This window comes from Phycobacter sedimenti (assembly GCF_038148855.1).
Taxonomy (GTDB): domain Bacteria; phylum Pseudomonadota; class Alphaproteobacteria; order Rhodobacterales; family Rhodobacteraceae; genus Phycobacter; species Phycobacter sedimenti.
This window is the reverse complement of sequence record NZ_JBBVGR010000007.1, coordinates 108,972-123,354: the sequence shown is the minus strand read 5'-3', so window position 1 is coordinate 123,354 and position 14,383 is coordinate 108,972. Positions and strand designations below refer to the sequence as shown.

Below are 14,383 nucleotides of genomic sequence, written 5' to 3'. Positions count from 1 at the left end.
GAAGGGTTTGCTGAGAAGCGTTTCAGGGGCAGGTCTGCCCTGAAAGCGCGTTTGCAAGTTTTAAAAAGGGGAGAGTCGCCTCAAGGGTAAACCGCGCCTTTGGCGCGGCCGCTGTGCGGCCCTTGACCCGAATCTCCCCAAAACAGGGTTGCGGTACTTGAGATGTAGCAGCGCGCCATTGGCGCGCTGCGCGGCCCAACGGGAGGGAGGCCTTGGTTGGCTTAGGTCCAGCTGCCTTCAGCTGCCTCGCGGATGGCGCGGATATTGGTGCCGTAGACGCCCGGATTGTCGACCGAACCGCCCTTGAAGACCGCCGATCCCGCCACCAGCACATCGGCGCCCGCCGCGCGCACCTTGGGCGCGGTTGTGGGATCGACGCCGCCGTCAATCTCGATATGCACGGGGCGGTCGCCGATCATCTGGCGCAGGGCCGCGATCTTGCCCGTCATGTCGATGAACTTCTGCCCGCCGAAACCGGGGTTCACCGTCATCACGCAGATGAGGTCGGTCAGATCCAGAAGATGCGCCACAGCCTCGGCCGGGGTGCCGGGGTTCAAGGCCACGCCCGCCTTCATGCCTGCGCCACGAATGGCCTGCAGGGTGCGGTGAATATGCGGGCCTGCCTCGATATGGGCGGTCAGCACATCGGCGCCCGCATCGGCGTAGGCCTCGATGTAAGGATCCACCGGCGCGATCATCAGGTGCACGTCCATCACCGTCTTCACATGCGGACGGAAGGCCTTCACCGCCATCGGACCGAAGGTGAGGTTGGGGACGAAGTGGCCGTCCATCACATCCACATGCACCCAGTCTGCGCCTTCGGCCTCGATGGCCCGGATTTCGGCGCCGAAGTTGGCGAAATCGGCAGAGAGGATGGAGGGCGCGATCTTCACGCTGCGGTCAAAGGACATCGGTGGCTTCCTTCAGGATAGGGGTTTGAGGGCCGTATAAACCGGCTTTATCCTTCTGCACAGGGGCAGATTGTCTCTTGGCGGTTTTCACGCAGAACGGATGCGCGCAAATCCTGGCCACCTCAGCATGACCGGATTGTGACGGACATGAGCGGCTGGCCTGCCTTGCGTTACAAATAATTCACGACTCTTACACAAATGGTTTGATCATGGTCATTAGGCAGTCCCGGAAACGAACGGGGGCCGATTGTGCTGCGCATAGACAAACTCACCAAACGCTTTGGCGACAAAATCGCGGTCGATACCGCCACGCTGGACATCGACAAGCCCTGCATGATCGGCATCATCGGCCGCTCGGGGGCGGGCAAGTCGACGCTGCTGCGCATGATCAACCGGCTGGGCGATGCCAGCGAAGGCCGGATCCTGTTCGAAGGGCGCGATGTGACAAAGCTCAAAGGGCGCGAGAAGCGCGCCTGGCAGTCCGATTGCGCGATGATCTTCCAGCAGTTCAACCTGGTGCCGCGCATGGATGTGGTGTCGAACGTGCTGCATGGCACGCTCAACCGCCGTTCGGCGCTGGCGACCATGTTCAACCTCTACCCGATGGAGGATATCCACCGGGCGATCGATATCCTCGACCGTCTGGGCATTGCGGAACATGCCGCCAAGCGGGCCGAGGCCCTGTCGGGCGGTCAACAGCAGCGTGTGGCCATCGCCCGCGCCCTGATGCAGGACCCCAAGATCATCCTGGCGGACGAACCCATTGCCTCGCTCGACCCGATGAACGCGCAGACCGTGATGGAGGCCCTGCGCCGCATCCACGAGGAAGACGGGCGCACCGTCATTGCCAACCTGCACACGCTCGACACCGCGCGCCGCTATTGCGACCGGGTGGTGGGCATGCGCGACGGACGCATCGTCTTTGACGGGCTGCCCGAGCAGCTGACCACCGGCGTTGCCCGCGAGATCTATGGCGCGGGCGCCGATTTCTCCGAAGCGGCCACCTCAACCGAGATCGAGACGCTGGAGCGCACCCAAACACCGCTCCGCGAGGCCGAAGCCGCCGCGCTGTGAATTTTACCCTTTTCATCCCCCCAAAGCACGACGCTTTGGGCCAACCAAACCGGAGTGACCTAGAGATGAAAAAACTGATTGCTGCCGCCCTGATGACAACAGCCCTGACCACCCCGGTCATGGCCGAGGACATTCAGGAATTCCGCATTGGCATCCTTGGCGGCGAAAACGCCCAGGACCGTCTGAACTCGAACGAATGCCTGCGTGCCAAGACCGAAGAGCTGCTGGGCGTCGAAACCAAGCTGTTCGCCCCCGCCGACTATAACGGCGTGATCCAGGGCCTTCTGGGCGGCACCATCGACATGGCCTGGCTGGGCGCCTCCGGCTATGCCAAGACCTATCTGTCCGACCCCGAAGCGGTCGAGCCGGTTCTGGTCAAGGTGAACACCGATGGCGGCTATGGCTACTATTCGATCGGCTTTGCGCGCAAGGACAGCGGCATCGCCGCGCTCGAAGACGTCAAGGGCAAGGTCTTCGGCTTTGGCGATCCGAACTCCACCTCCGGCTACCTGATCCCCTCGATCGAGATCCCGCAGACGACCGGCTCGACCATGGAGTCCGGTGCCTACTTTGGCGAGGTCAAGTTCACCGGCGGTCACGAGCAGACCATCGTCGCGGTTGCAAACGGCGACATCGACGCCGGTGTGACCTGGGCCGACGGTCTGGGCAACTGGGAAGACGGCTACAACTCCGGCGCGCTGCGCAAGGCGGTTGATGCCGGCCTCGTCGACATGAACGACTTGGTGCAGATCTGGCGCTCCAAGCCGATCCCGGAAGGCCCGATGGTTCTGCGCAAATCCCTGCCGGCTGACGTCAAGATCAAGATGACCGGTCTGCTGGCCTCGCTGAAATCCATGGACGAAGACTGCGCCTATGGTGTGCTGCAGGGCGATGCCAAAGGCTTCATGCCGATCACCCACGACGCCTACGAAGTGATCATCGAAGCACGCAAATTGAAGTCCAACTGATTTCAGAACCAAAACGGCGGGGTCCGGTCATCGTGCCGGGCCCCGTTTTCCTCTGACGCAGGCAGGCGTTGTGCCGTTTCGCCCGAACCGTCAAAGCCCCATCCGAACATCAGGACATCCCCATGGCAGATCTGACAGCGGCCCCGCCTTCCGGCGCCTCTCCGACCGAGGCGATCCGCGCCGAATATGTAGAGCTTACCCGTCGCAAGCGCCTTTACGGATCGATCCTTCTGATTGTCTTCGTCGCCATGATGGTGGCGGGGTTCCGGACTGCCGATGACCGGAACGCGGGATCCTTCGCGGACGGGTTCACGCGGATTTTCGACTACCCGGCCGAGGTGCTGAGCGAAGCGGTCGAGAAGGCCGCGCAGCTGCCCGGCCATGTGGTGCATTTCTTTCCGGCCTTGGTCGAGACGCTGAATATCGCGGCCGCCTCGACCCTGATCGGAGCGATCTTCGGCACGCTTTTCTCTCTTCTGGCGACGCGGGGCATGGCGCTGTGGCCGTCGCTGATCCCGGTCTTCCGCCGGGTGATGGATATCTGCCGGGCCATCCCGGAAATCGTGATCGCCCTGGTGCTGATCTTCCTTCTGGGGGGCGGGCCGGTGCCCGCGATGATCGCCATTGCAATCCATACGGCGGGCGCCCTGGGCAAGCTGTTTTCCGAGGTGAACGAGAATGCCTCTCTGAAACCGATCGAAGGGCTGTCATCCGTGGGGGCGACCTGGGCGCAGCGCATGTGGCTGGGGGTGATCCCGCAGGTGGGGCCGAACTACGTCAGCTACGCGCTGCTGCGGTTTGAAATCAACATTCGCGCCTCCGCCATCCTTGGCTTCGTGGGCGCGGGCGGCATCGGTTACGAGCTGAAGAACGCAATGTCCTGGGGCAAGGGCCGCTATGACGAGGCCGCCGCCATCTTCATCCTGCTTTTTGTCACAATCGTCGTGGTCGACCAGATCTCTGGCAAGCTGCGTGACCGGCTGATCAACGGAGCGAAACAATGACGACCCTTGATGTGAACCCCTCCGCAGGCATGCCCCGTGACGCCGCCGCGCTGAAGCAGGATATGGCCAAACTGTTCCGCGCGAAAAAGCTGATGGCCTTCGCCGCGCCGCTCATCGTGCTGGCCTATATGGTCTACGTCTTCTTTGCCTTTGATGTCGCGGGCCTTTACGACCGCGCCAGCCTGGACAATGCGCGCACCCTGGTCAGCGACAGCTACAGCTACAAGACCCATGTGACCCGCGACAATCGCGATGCCTCGGTCTCGGTCGCCATCGAAGGGGAACGCAAGGGCAGCTACCCCGAAGGCGAGGCACCCGAATGGGTATCCTTGGGTGAGACCCCCGCAGACACCACCGTGATCGATCTGGAGAACGGTCACATCGTGCGCTTTGGCCCCGAGACGGTGGAATACGACATCCCCGGCTATGGCACCGTGCGGGCCACTCCGTCGCGCAGCGCCGGTGTGCAGGTCGAACTGCCCGCGGGCGATGTGCCGGACTGGATCAGCGCATCCAAGAACCGTCTGGCGATCAAGACCGAGGCAGGCCGTCTGACCGTGACACGCAACCGCGCCGAGGTGTTCCGCTATTTCATGGGCTGGGAGCTGTTCTTCTTCACCCTCGACAGCCCCTATCACGGGCTTGGTCCGGTTGCCCTCTTGGAAAAAGCCTTCCGCGGCGAGGCGGGCGCGATCCTGAACGATTTCTGGACCAACAAGATGTGGCGCCATCAGGACGTGGCCTGGGCCATCGGGGAAACGCTACTGATGGCCTTCCTCGGCACCATCGGGGCAGGGCTCGTGGCGCTGCCGCTGGCCTTCCTCGCGACCCGCAACTTCATGCCGATCCGCACGCTGAGGTTCGCCACCCGCCGCCTGTTCGACTTTGTGCGCGGGGTGGACAGCCTGATCTGGACCGTGGTTCTGGCGCGCGCCTTTGGCCCCGGTCCGCTGACCGGCGCGCTGGCGATCCTGGTGACGGACACCGGCACCTTCGGCAAAATGTTCTCCGAGGCACTCGAAAACGTGGACGAGAAACAGATCGAGGGCATTACCTCCACCGGCGCCAAACCGATCCAGCGCTACCGTTTCGGGGTGATCCCGCAGGTGACCCCGGTTCTGTTGTCGCAGCTTCTCTATTTCCTTGAATCCAACACCCGAAGCGCCACCATCATTGGTGCGATCACCGGTGGCGGTATCGGCCTGTTGTTGACGCAGGCGATCATCACCCAAAAGGACTGGGAGGAAGTCGCCTATTACATCGTGCTGATCATCGTGATGGTGATGCTGATGGACTGGTTATCGGGGATGCTGCGCCGCCGCCTGATCCAGGGCGACCCCGGCACGCCACGCCGTGGCAAGGCTAAGAAGGCCGGGAAAATGAACATGCCCTTCGTGCTGCCCTGAGCGCGTATCACACCGGAACAGGAAGACAGACCATGGCCCGCCTTCAGGCAGATCAGCCCTTCATCCACCCCGATTGCCAGATCACCGGCAGCCATTTCGGCGCCTATGTGGAGATCGGCGCAGGCAGCCGCATCGCGAACAGCCGCTTTGGCGACTACAGCTATTGCGACCGCACCTGTGACATCGCCAATGCCGAGGTGGGGAAGTTTGCCAATATCGCCAGCTTCACCCGCATCGGGGCGACCGATCACCCGATGGAGAAGGCCTCCCTGCACCATTTCCTCTACCGCTCAGCCGACTATTGGGATGATACGGAGGCAGACGCCGACTGGTTCGCTCATCGCGCCAGCCGCACCGCCTATATCGGCCATGACACCTGGATCGGCCACGGCGCGATGATCAAGCCGGAGGTCACCATCGGCCACGGCGCGGTGGTGGCGTCGGGGAGCGTCGTGACCAAGGACGTCGCCCCCTATACCATCGTCGGTGGCAACACGGCCCAGCCGATCCGCCGCCGCTACCCGGAGGCGGTGAGTGAGGCGATGATGGCGCTCGCCTGGTGGGACTGGGACAACGCGATATTGCGCGCCGCTCTGCCAGATTTTCGTGCGCTGCGTGCCGAAGAGTTCATCGAGAAATACGCCTGAGTGCGAAAGGGCGGGGCTGCTCCCGCCCGTGTCTGGCCCTTCTGTAAGAAGGGCCGCCCCGGTTGGGCTTGGCGCCGCTGGCGCGGCGCGGGGGAACATATCCGGCCGGGTGAACAGATGAGGCTTAGTTAAAGGCGGCGGTTTGAAGGCTGAAGTGACGCTTTGGATGCTCCTCTAGGCCAATTGGAAACCGCCCTGAGCCGTACCACGAACCGGAAAATACGCGGTCGCGAATTCCGCGCGACGGCGGACATTGGGATCATCTGACCGCAGGCGCGTTTCGATCCTGCTTATGAAGTCGTCTGTGTCAACAAGTGGAACAAGGCGACAGATGTGGCGAAAATTTCTCAAAGCCTTCGTGTCTATCCGTTGCAGGATCAGGTCCTGGATCTGAACCTTTTCGGATGCCGTGAGGTCCAGCTTTTTGATGTGCTGCAGCAAACGTTCCAAGGCATATCCAGAACGAAAAAAGTAGGGATCGGATTTGAGATAGCCGAAAGCGAATGTGCGCAAGGCGTGGTTGTTGTCGATGCCTTCGACGATACATTGCTCAATGAGATCATCGACCTCGGATCTGTACTCTCGGAAGCATTTTGCTGCTCTCTTCCAATCGCGCCAGGCATGCTGCGACTTTTTCCTCAGTAGGTAAGTTTCTCGGACTGCAGCATGGAGCCTGTTCACCTCTGTTTCATGCTGTTCGATAAGTCGGCAATACTCGGTCATGCAGCAACCATAGGGTGAAGGGGGTCGGCGGCGCTAGTCCTGAATGCTGATGGCCCGTCTTGCATCAATTCCGCAATTCCGACTGTGGTGTCCTGGCAATCAATGCGGGGTTTCGTTTTCTTGGTGTTTCGGTTGGCAAACCGCACAGCGAGGTTTCTGCAGAGAATCAACTCTACCAGAATGGCCGGACGGCTTGAAACGCCCCCGCGCCGCGTCAGCGGCGCCGGGCCCAGCGGGAGCGGATCATGCCCATGATCCGGCGACGGGCGGGAGAACCCCGCCTCAGCCCTCGATGTCGCCGTGGATGGCGAATTGCTCCAGTCCCGCCGATTGCGCCTCGATCATCCGGTAGCTTTCGCGCACGCCTGCCTCGGTGAGTTCCCGCATCACCGTCAGCAGCGTGTTGGGCGCGTGATCGGCGCAGAGCTCGGCCATATGGGCGATCTCCTCGGCCGCGACGGGCCGGGCGGCGGCCACATCGGGCGCGCCGTAGTAGCTGACAAAATGGTGTGCCAGAAGGTCCGTCAGCGTCTCAAGCTCCGCCTCCTCGATCTTGGTCACCGCGACAAAGGTCACCCGCCCGCCGGTCTCCAGCCCCATCCAGCCATTGGCAAAGGCCTGTCGCTGCTTGCCCGTGAGATCCGCCTCACCCCAGTTCGAGAACTCAAAGCCCCCCGAGATGCACCACTCCCCGGTGCGCGCGGGGCTGGCAAAGACGTTTTGATCGCTCTCGTCGAAATGGATGGCGCGGGCCAGGTGCATCACGGGGTCTCCAGAAGCTCTGTCAGGGGGATAAGGTGGGTGGTTTCGTCATCGCGCAAAAGCATGCCGAAGGCTTCGTCGATGCCAAGGAAGGTGCCGCTGAACCCGCCCTGCTGCACCGGCTCGCCAATGCCATGGGCCAGCTCGCGCCAGTCCGCATGCAGATGCTTGGCGCCTTCGTCCTCCCAGCGGTTGATCCAGTGCAGGCAATGACGCGCCCAGCTCTCAATCAGGGCAGGGGCCTCCACATCGGCGCAGCCTTCGGCATAAAGCGCGGTCTGATCGGGGGTTTCGCCGCCATCCCCGTCCGCGGGCCAGAGCGGCAGCTCAAGCCCGATTACCAGCCAGTCCGGCACCTCGGCGGGATCCGACGTGCTGGCGGCGGCGCGCAGGGTGCCGCAGCGGGCGCCGTTGATGCGGATCGCGCCGCCCCATTCCAGGTGCACGGCCACCTCGGGCGGGGCGAGGGCGCCGAGGGCGTTCTGGAAGCCCACGCCGCAGGTCGGCAACATCGCCATGGCCTGCGCCAGCGGCACCTCGGGCGCAAAGACGAGGGCTGCGCGCAGGGTGTGTGGCGCAAGATTATAGACCACGAGCCCCGCATCACAGCCGAGGACCGCCCGTTTGCAGGCGGTCTCGAACGGATCCTCGAGGCCGGTCACGGCCTCGCCCGCCATCAGCGGCGGAAAGGAGAGCGCTGTGGCAGCCTCGCTCATGCGGCGCCCCGCGCGATCAGGCCCTTGGCGACATCCTGGAAGGCCTTGGCCTGCGGGCTGTCGGGTTTGCTGACCACCACAGGCGCGCCGCCATCAGCAGCAAGGCGCACGTCCAGATGCAGCGGGATTTCCGCCAGAAGCGGCACGTTCAGCTTCTTGGCTTCGGCCGCCACACCGCCATGGCCGAAGATATGTTCCTCGTGGCCGCAGTTGGAACAGATATGGGTCGACATGTTCTCGATAAGGCCCACGATCGGCACGTGCAGCTGCTTGAACATGTCGATGCCCTTGCGCGCGTCGATCAGGGCGACGTCCTGCGGGGTCGACACCACGATGGCGCCGTCCACATGGGCCTTTTGCGCCAGTGTCATCTGCACATCCCCGGTGCCCGGCGGCAGGTCCACGATCAGCACGTCCAGCGCGCCCCACTGCACCTGCATCATCATCTGCTGCAATGCCCCCATCAGCATCGGGCCGCGCCAGACCACGGCCTGATCCTCGTTGGTCATGAGACCAATGGACATCATGGTGACGCCGTGGTTGCGCATGGGCAGGATGGTCTTGCCGTCCGGGCTGGCGGGGCGGCCCGACACGCCAAGCATGCGGGGCTGCGAGGGGCCATAGACATCGGCGTCCAGAAGGCCCACCCGGCGCCCTTCGGCGGCCAGCGCGCAGGCGAGGTTGGCCGAAACGGTGGATTTGCCGACGCCGCCCTTGCCCGAGGCAACAGCCAGGATGCGGTCCACACCGGGGATCTTCTGCGGGCCTTGCGGCTGTGCGGCTTTCTTCGGCTTCAGATCGGGCGGCGGCGCCTTGTCGGAATGGGCGGTCAGGAGGGCCGAGACCTTCTCGACACCGGCCAAAGCCGTCACCTTGGCCTCGGCCTCATCCCGGACGGGCTCATAGGTCTTGGCGCGGGACGGGTCGATTTCCAGCACAAAGCGAACCTCTCCCCCGTCGATGTTTAATGCGCGCACGATGCCGGCCGCGACAATATCGCTGCCGCTTGCGGGGTCGGTGATGGTTTTCAGTGCCTCGAGGACAGTTTCACGGGTGAGGGACACGCCGGTCTTCTCCTTTGGTATGGTCATTTGTCGTATTCGGACGGAACACTTGACTGAGATGTAGGTTGCTTCCTAGCATTTCGAATGGCCCGTTTGATTTTTCTCTATCCGATCCGCTGGCTGTGTGCAGCGGTCAATCGGATCAGCCCCGTGCCAGGCCGCTGTGTTGCCCTGGCTGGGGCTTTCATGCTCGCTGCGCTGCTGGCTGCTTCGCCGTTGCGCGCCGAGGATCGGCTGATCCGTATGGCCGTGCCAGAGAGTCTGGTCGAAACAGGGTTCCTGAAACACCTGCTGCCGCGGTTTTCGCTGAAGTCGCAGGTGCGGGTTCAGCTGGTCGCGCCTGGCGAAGCGGCCGAGGCCGCGCTCGGCACGGATGGGGGGGCAGGCGCCAAGCCGGTGTTTCAAGAGGCAGAGAGCCTTTGGCACATCACCGTATTGGACGGTGAGCACCCCGGCACCCGACGCTTTGTCGACTGGCTGAGCTCCGAGATCGGGGCGCGCACCATCACCGCTTATGCGCCGGGAGGCGTGCAGATGTTCACCCTGCCGGAAGTCCGGGCTGCGGTCGTCGAGGAGGTCTCTTTTGAAGGCGATGCCGAACTGGGCCAAAGCCTGTCGCGCAGCATGTGCGGTCGCTGTCATGCGGTCGCCGATGACATGCACCTGAATGACATCGGCTCGACTCCGTCGTTCTTCGTGCTGCGCACGCTGCCGGACTGGGACTACCGGTTCCAGGCTTTTTACGCGCTGAACCCGCATCCCGCCTTTACCCAGGTTGCCGATGTGACCGAACCCTTCCCCGAGGATCGCCCATCGCCCATCGTGCCCGTCGCCATGACGCTCGATGATCTGGAGGCGATCCTCGCCTATGTGTCCAGCCTTGAGCCGGCGGATCTGGGTGCGCCCTTGCAGCATCAGTGATCGCGGCGCTTGCTGAGGTAGTCGGCAGTGGTGCGCACGGCGGGGCGGTCCTTGCCCGCAAACGGGTTGTTTTCCTGATGGAACTGCGCGTTCACCCGGCAATCGTCGCACATCTGGATCATCCGTGCGGCATCGGACGTGCCGAACATCGAGTGCTTTCCGGCCAGCTTTTCGGTGATCTTCTCGATGGTGGACTTCACCCCGAACAGGCTGCCGCATTCGACGCAGGCAAAGGGTTCTTCCTCGTGGATCACCACCTGTGACAGGGCTTCGGGCTGCAGGTTCAGGCGCGGCTCGTAAGAGATCGCCTGCTCGGGGCAGACGTTGGCACACAGGCCGCATTGCAGGCAGGCGTCCTCCTGAAAACGCAGCTGCGGCAGATCCGGGTTGTCCCCCAGCGCCCCCGAGGGGCAGAGCGAGACGCAGGACAGGCACAGGGTGCAGCTGTCCGTATCCACCAGCACCGCGCCGTAGGGGGCGTTTTCCGGAAGCGGCAGCATCTCGGCCTCGGGCGCCAGTGCGCGGGCGGCCTGCCGGGTGATCTGGCGGCGGGTGCCCATGGGGCGCATCGGTTCGGCAATCGGGGCGGGGGCCGCCGCGTCAAACAGAGCATCGCTCAGCGCATCCGGGTTGGCGAGGTCGAGGATTGCTGCCTTGTCGCCCGCGATGGCACAGGCCAGTTCCAATTCCCTCTCCTGCACGTCGCGGTCCACCTTGGGCGACAGCACGATGGAAACATGGGCAAAGCCGGCAGCCAGAGCCGCCAGGATCTCGGCGTGGCCGAAGGTGTTCAGTGCCTCCACCTCGAGCGGCAGAACGTCCGCAGGCAAGCCGCGGCCAAAACGGGCGGCAAGGCGGATCATCTCGGCGCCGTGGGCGTTCACCACCAGGAGGCGCGGTGCGTGGCCGCCCGCGTCCAGATAGGCCTTGGCGAGGGTCTGGATGCGCCGCATCAGGCTGTCGGTGGGCGGTGCGTCATAGGTGATCGACCCTGACGGACACAGCGAGGCGCAGGCCCCGCATCCGGCGCAGACCATCGGATCGATGCTGACGTGATCACCGTTCGATGTGATGGCGCCGGTGGGGCAGACATCGAGGCAGTTGGTGCAACCGGTCTTGCTGGCGCGGGAATGGGCGCAAAGGAGGGGTTCCGTGCGCACGTAAAGAGGCTTTTCGAAGGTGCCGACAAGCTGGCTGGCTTCCAGCACCGCATCCGCCACGGCCTGCACGCCTTTCGGGTCGGCGCGCAGGTAGCCCTCGCGTTTTTCATGGGCAGGGAACAGCGGAGTGCCGCCGGTCAGATCAAGGATGATATCGCATTCGGAGCGCCCGCCGTCGCGCGGTTCGCTCCAACTCCACGCGCGACCCGTAATGTCGAGCTGCTGAAGGGCATCGATGGTGACGTGGAACTGCCCCAAGGCGCCTGAGGCCTGCCGAAGCCGCCCCCGAACCACGTCAAAATCTCGGGTCATTGGCGTCTCGGCCGCATCGGTCAGCAGCACCGTGACCCCAAGCGTGGATTTGAGCCGTTCGGCCGCGGGCAGGGCCGCTTCGCTCGCACCCACGATGAGGCACAGACCTTCTGAGACCACATCGACCGTCTTTGCCGCAGCTCGGTCCACTGCAGCCTCGGCCACCAGCGCGGACATTTTGGGTAGCAGATCACCCGCATCTGCGGTCCAGCCGGCCCGGTCCCGCAGGTCGAGGAAGGCCGGAGCCGGGGCGCCGATCTCCTCTGCAATCTCCTCGAACAGGCGCTGTTCCTGGGTACAACAAATCACAGCGTCCCCGGCCGCGATCGCGGCGGCAGCGCTGTCGGTCTGCCGGGTGCATAGTGTCGAATGCACCTTCGAGCAGGGCAGGCCGGTGGTGCGCGAAAGCCCCTCTGAATCGATCTCTTGTGATCCGGAACAATCGCATAAAATCAACTGCTTGGCCATCGTTTCCTCGCTTGCATCAGGGCTGGCGTGATGAGCAGATTTCCGCCGCTCGGACCACAGATTAGGCATGATTCGAAAGCGGCGTAAACCGGTTAACACCGCGCAGCGGGCCCATGAGCGGCGCGAAACCAGAAGGGTGATTCGCGACTTTTGGTGTACATCGGTATTCTGATTATTTTTGTCGACATAGACAAATCGACCAAGGCGGCATTGCGGGGCCTGTGTGATGGTCCAATTTGTCCGGCTTTGTCGAAATATGCCGTGGCATGCAACAGCGGGCTTTCACGAGGACGTGTATCTGCTGCAGGTTTGGGTGACGCAGCGAGAGCCAGGATCAAGCCGACCGTGAGCCAGACTTTGGACAAAACCGACGTCATGCCGCTGGGCATCGTCATTCGCCGTACCCCAGGGGTGACCCGGTGGGCGAAATGGTCGTGGAAGGTCTCTGCCGTGTTGCCCGCCGCTGCCCCCGCTGACTGGCAGTTGCTGCGGGAGGAAGAGGGGGCCAGCGAATTTCACGCCGCGACCCTTCCGCTTGAACTGCACCGCGCCGAGGCAGAGGCCTATATGCAGGGCCTGACCGCAGAGCCGCCCTGCGTCTACGTGATCATGCGCGACAGCGACGATGCGGTGCGCCCGCTTGAGGTGACACTGGTGACGGCCTCCCCCTTCGAAGCGCAGGACTATGCCGACAACGGCGAGGACCTTGTGGAGCGGGTGCCGATGCCTTCGGGGCTGGTGGCCTGGGTGCGGGAGTTCACGCTCGCGCATTTCAAGGAAGAGGAATTCAAGAAACGCCGCCGCGACAAGCGCACGGTGGGTGAGACTGAGGACGGAATCGGTGATCCGCGCATTTCGCAGATGACCGACGTCTACCGCTCGCCCGCCCTGGTCAAGAAGGGGCGCCTGCAATGACCCGCGATTTCTGGGCCCGCCGCAAGGCCGCCGTGGAGGCCGAGGCCGAGGCGGAAAAACGCGCCGAAGCGGCCGCAGAAGCGGCGCTGCGCGAACAGGCTCTGGAAGAAAAAAGCGACGAAGAGATCCTGGCCGAGCTGGAGTTGCCGGATCCCGACACGCTGGAAGCAGGCGACGATTTCAAGGTCTTCCTGCGCGACGTAGTGCCTGCCCGCATCCGCACGCGTGCGCTGCGTCGCCTGTGGCGGCTCAACCCGGTTCTGGCGAATGTGGACGGTCTGGTGGATTACGGCGAGGATTTCACCGACAGCGCCATGGTCGTCGAAGGCATGCAGACCGCCTATCAGGTGGGCAAGGGCATGACCAAACATGTCGAGGAGCTCGCCCGTCAGGCGGCTGAGAAGGAAAAGGCCGCGCAGGGGGGGGCTGCACCCCATGACGCGGAGCCGGATGTCGCGCTTGCGCCCGATGATGCGCAGGAGGCTGAACCTGTTTCAGATGAAGCGGAGGCGCAGGCCGAGGCCACTCTGGACGCGGCACCGGATCACTCTGCCGCCGTTGAAACTGTTACAACCGGAGGGGGTGACAGGTTGGCCGAAGCCGGTGATACTGACCCTGCGGACATCCTGCCGCGCCGGATGCGGTTTTCCTTTGATCAGGATCGGCCAGAGGCGCGGGAGAGCGCATGAACAAGGAGCACATCATGACAGCCACCGCTGACACTTCAGCGCCGCTGGTAAGCGAAGAGGACCGCCTGCGCGCGGATCTCTACAATTTTCTGGGGCTGATCCTGGCCGCGCCGCCGGATGGGTTTCTGCTGGGGCAGACTGCGGGCCTTGAGGGGGATGACACCGATCTTGGCGTGGCGATCAACGCGCTGGCCAAGATTGCCAAACTCTCCAAACCTGCCGCAGTAGAGCGTGAGTTCAACAAGCTGTTCATCGGCCTGGGGCGCGGTGAGCTGCTACCCTATGCCAGTTATTATCTGACCGGGTTCCTGAACGAAAAGCCGCTGGCACAGCTGCGCCGGGACATGGCAGCACGCGGCATGACCCGTGCGGCCAATGTCTATGAGCCCGAGGACAACATCGCCTCTCTGATGGAGATGATGGGGGCACTGATCGCGGGCCGCTTTGGCGCGCCGGCCTCCCTTGCGGACCAGAAGACATTCTTCAACACCCACATCGGCCCCTGGGCCGGTCACTTCTTTTCGGATCTCGAGAAGGCCAAGAACTCGGTTCTTTATGCCTCGGTCGGCGCTGTCGGCCGGGTGTTCATGGAGATCGAGGCCGAAGCCTTCCGGATGAGCGCGGAGAAATCCGCATGAACCGG

15 protein-coding genes are annotated in these 14,383 nt (G+C 63.4%); 9 read left to right on the top strand and 6 right to left on the bottom strand.

Translation table 11 applies throughout. The annotated features are described in order from the left end of the window. Positions 1–221: 221 nt before the first annotated feature. A complete protein-coding gene (gene rpe / locus AADA15_RS13555) occupies positions 222–911 on the bottom strand; it encodes a ribulose-phosphate 3-epimerase (RefSeq protein ID WP_341642089.1) in 690 nt (229 codons plus the stop codon). Between the two features lie 249 nt (positions 912–1,160). On the opposite strand from rpe, the gene phnC reads away from it, so the two are divergent. The 5 genes from phnC to AADA15_RS13530 all read left to right on the top strand — a co-directional run bounded on the left by phnC (position 1,161) and on the right by AADA15_RS13530 (position 6,010). Then, positions 1,161–1,985, top strand: coding sequence for a phosphonate ABC transporter ATP-binding protein (gene phnC, locus AADA15_RS13550; protein WP_341642088.1), 825 nt, complete (start codon positions 1,161–1,163; stop codon positions 1,983–1,985). A gap of 65 nt (positions 1,986–2,050) precedes the next feature. Then, on the top strand, positions 2,051–2,953 hold the full coding sequence (gene phnD, locus AADA15_RS13545) for a phosphonate ABC transporter substrate-binding protein (RefSeq protein WP_341642087.1): 903 nt from the start codon (positions 2,051–2,053) through the stop codon (positions 2,951–2,953). A 122-nt stretch (positions 2,954–3,075) separates the two neighbouring features. Further along, the gene (phnE, locus tag AADA15_RS13540; RefSeq protein ID WP_341642086.1) at positions 3,076–3,957 is read left to right on the top strand and encodes a phosphonate ABC transporter, permease protein PhnE; all 882 of its coding nucleotides are present in this window, start codon (positions 3,076–3,078) and stop codon (positions 3,955–3,957) included. Continuing rightward, positions 3,954–5,363 (top strand): phosphonate ABC transporter, permease protein PhnE, encoded by a 1,410-nt coding sequence (phnE, locus tag AADA15_RS13535; protein ID WP_341642085.1) that lies wholly within the window; start codon positions 3,954–3,956, stop codon positions 5,361–5,363. The genes phnE (AADA15_RS13540) and phnE (AADA15_RS13535) overlap by 4 nt, the downstream gene beginning before the upstream one ends. A gap of 32 nt (positions 5,364–5,395) precedes the next feature. Then, the gene (locus AADA15_RS13530) at positions 5,396–6,010 is read left to right on the top strand and encodes an LbetaH domain-containing protein (protein WP_341642084.1); all 615 of its coding nucleotides are present in this window, start codon (positions 5,396–5,398) and stop codon (positions 6,008–6,010) included. Positions 6,011–6,184: 174 nt separating this feature from the next. Here AADA15_RS13530 and AADA15_RS13525 read toward each other — a convergent pair whose 3' ends face one another. From AADA15_RS13525 to apbC, 4 genes are all read right to left on the bottom strand, one after another. Next, a complete protein-coding gene (locus tag AADA15_RS13525) occupies positions 6,185–6,733 on the bottom strand; it encodes a hypothetical protein (protein WP_341642083.1) in 549 nt (182 codons plus the stop codon). Positions 6,734–7,015: 282 nt separating this feature from the next. After that, complete coding sequence (locus AADA15_RS13520; RefSeq protein WP_341642082.1) at positions 7,016–7,495, bottom strand: DUF6505 family protein; 480 nt, start codon at positions 7,493–7,495, stop codon at positions 7,016–7,018. Continuing rightward, a complete protein-coding gene (locus AADA15_RS13515) occupies positions 7,495–8,211 on the bottom strand; it encodes a biotin/lipoate--protein ligase family protein (RefSeq protein ID WP_341642081.1) in 717 nt (238 codons plus the stop codon). The genes AADA15_RS13520 and AADA15_RS13515 overlap by 1 nt, the downstream gene beginning before the upstream one ends. After that, the gene (apbC, locus tag AADA15_RS13510) at positions 8,208–9,275 is read right to left on the bottom strand and encodes an iron-sulfur cluster carrier protein ApbC (RefSeq protein ID WP_341642080.1); all 1,068 of its coding nucleotides are present in this window, start codon (positions 9,273–9,275) and stop codon (positions 8,208–8,210) included. The genes AADA15_RS13515 and apbC overlap by 4 nt, the downstream gene beginning before the upstream one ends. Positions 9,276–9,359: 84 nt before the next feature. Here apbC and AADA15_RS13505 point away from each other — a divergent pair, with 84 nt between their 5' ends. Then, positions 9,360–10,196, top strand: coding sequence for a hypothetical protein (locus AADA15_RS13505; protein ID WP_341642079.1), 837 nt, complete (start codon positions 9,360–9,362; stop codon positions 10,194–10,196). On the opposite strand, the gene AADA15_RS13500 is transcribed toward AADA15_RS13505, so the two are convergent. Then, a complete protein-coding gene (locus tag AADA15_RS13500; protein WP_341642078.1) occupies positions 10,190–12,136 on the bottom strand; it encodes a 4Fe-4S binding protein in 1,947 nt (648 codons plus the stop codon). The two genes, AADA15_RS13505 and AADA15_RS13500, sit on opposite strands and share 7 nt — an antisense overlap. Positions 12,137–12,511: 375 nt before the next feature. Here AADA15_RS13500 and AADA15_RS13495 point away from each other — a divergent pair, with 375 nt between their 5' ends. Genes AADA15_RS13495 through AADA15_RS13485 form a run of 3 tightly spaced genes read left to right on the top strand, consistent with a single transcriptional unit; the run spans position 12,512 to position 14,378 of the window. Next, positions 12,512–13,051: a DUF3305 domain-containing protein gene (locus tag AADA15_RS13495; protein ID WP_341642283.1), complete on the top strand. Its 540-nt coding sequence runs from the start codon at positions 12,512–12,514 to the stop codon at positions 13,049–13,051. Then, positions 13,048–13,740 (top strand): DUF3306 domain-containing protein, encoded by a 693-nt coding sequence (locus tag AADA15_RS13490; RefSeq protein WP_341642077.1) that lies wholly within the window; start codon positions 13,048–13,050, stop codon positions 13,738–13,740. The genes AADA15_RS13495 and AADA15_RS13490 overlap by 4 nt, the downstream gene beginning before the upstream one ends. Beyond that, positions 13,737–14,378 carry a TorD/DmsD family molecular chaperone gene (locus AADA15_RS13485; RefSeq protein WP_341642076.1) on the top strand — a complete coding sequence of 214 codons (642 nt, stop codon included), beginning with the start codon at positions 13,737–13,739 and terminating at the stop codon, positions 14,376–14,378. The genes AADA15_RS13490 and AADA15_RS13485 overlap by 4 nt, the downstream gene beginning before the upstream one ends. The last annotated feature ends 5 nt before the right edge of the window (positions 14,379–14,383 follow it).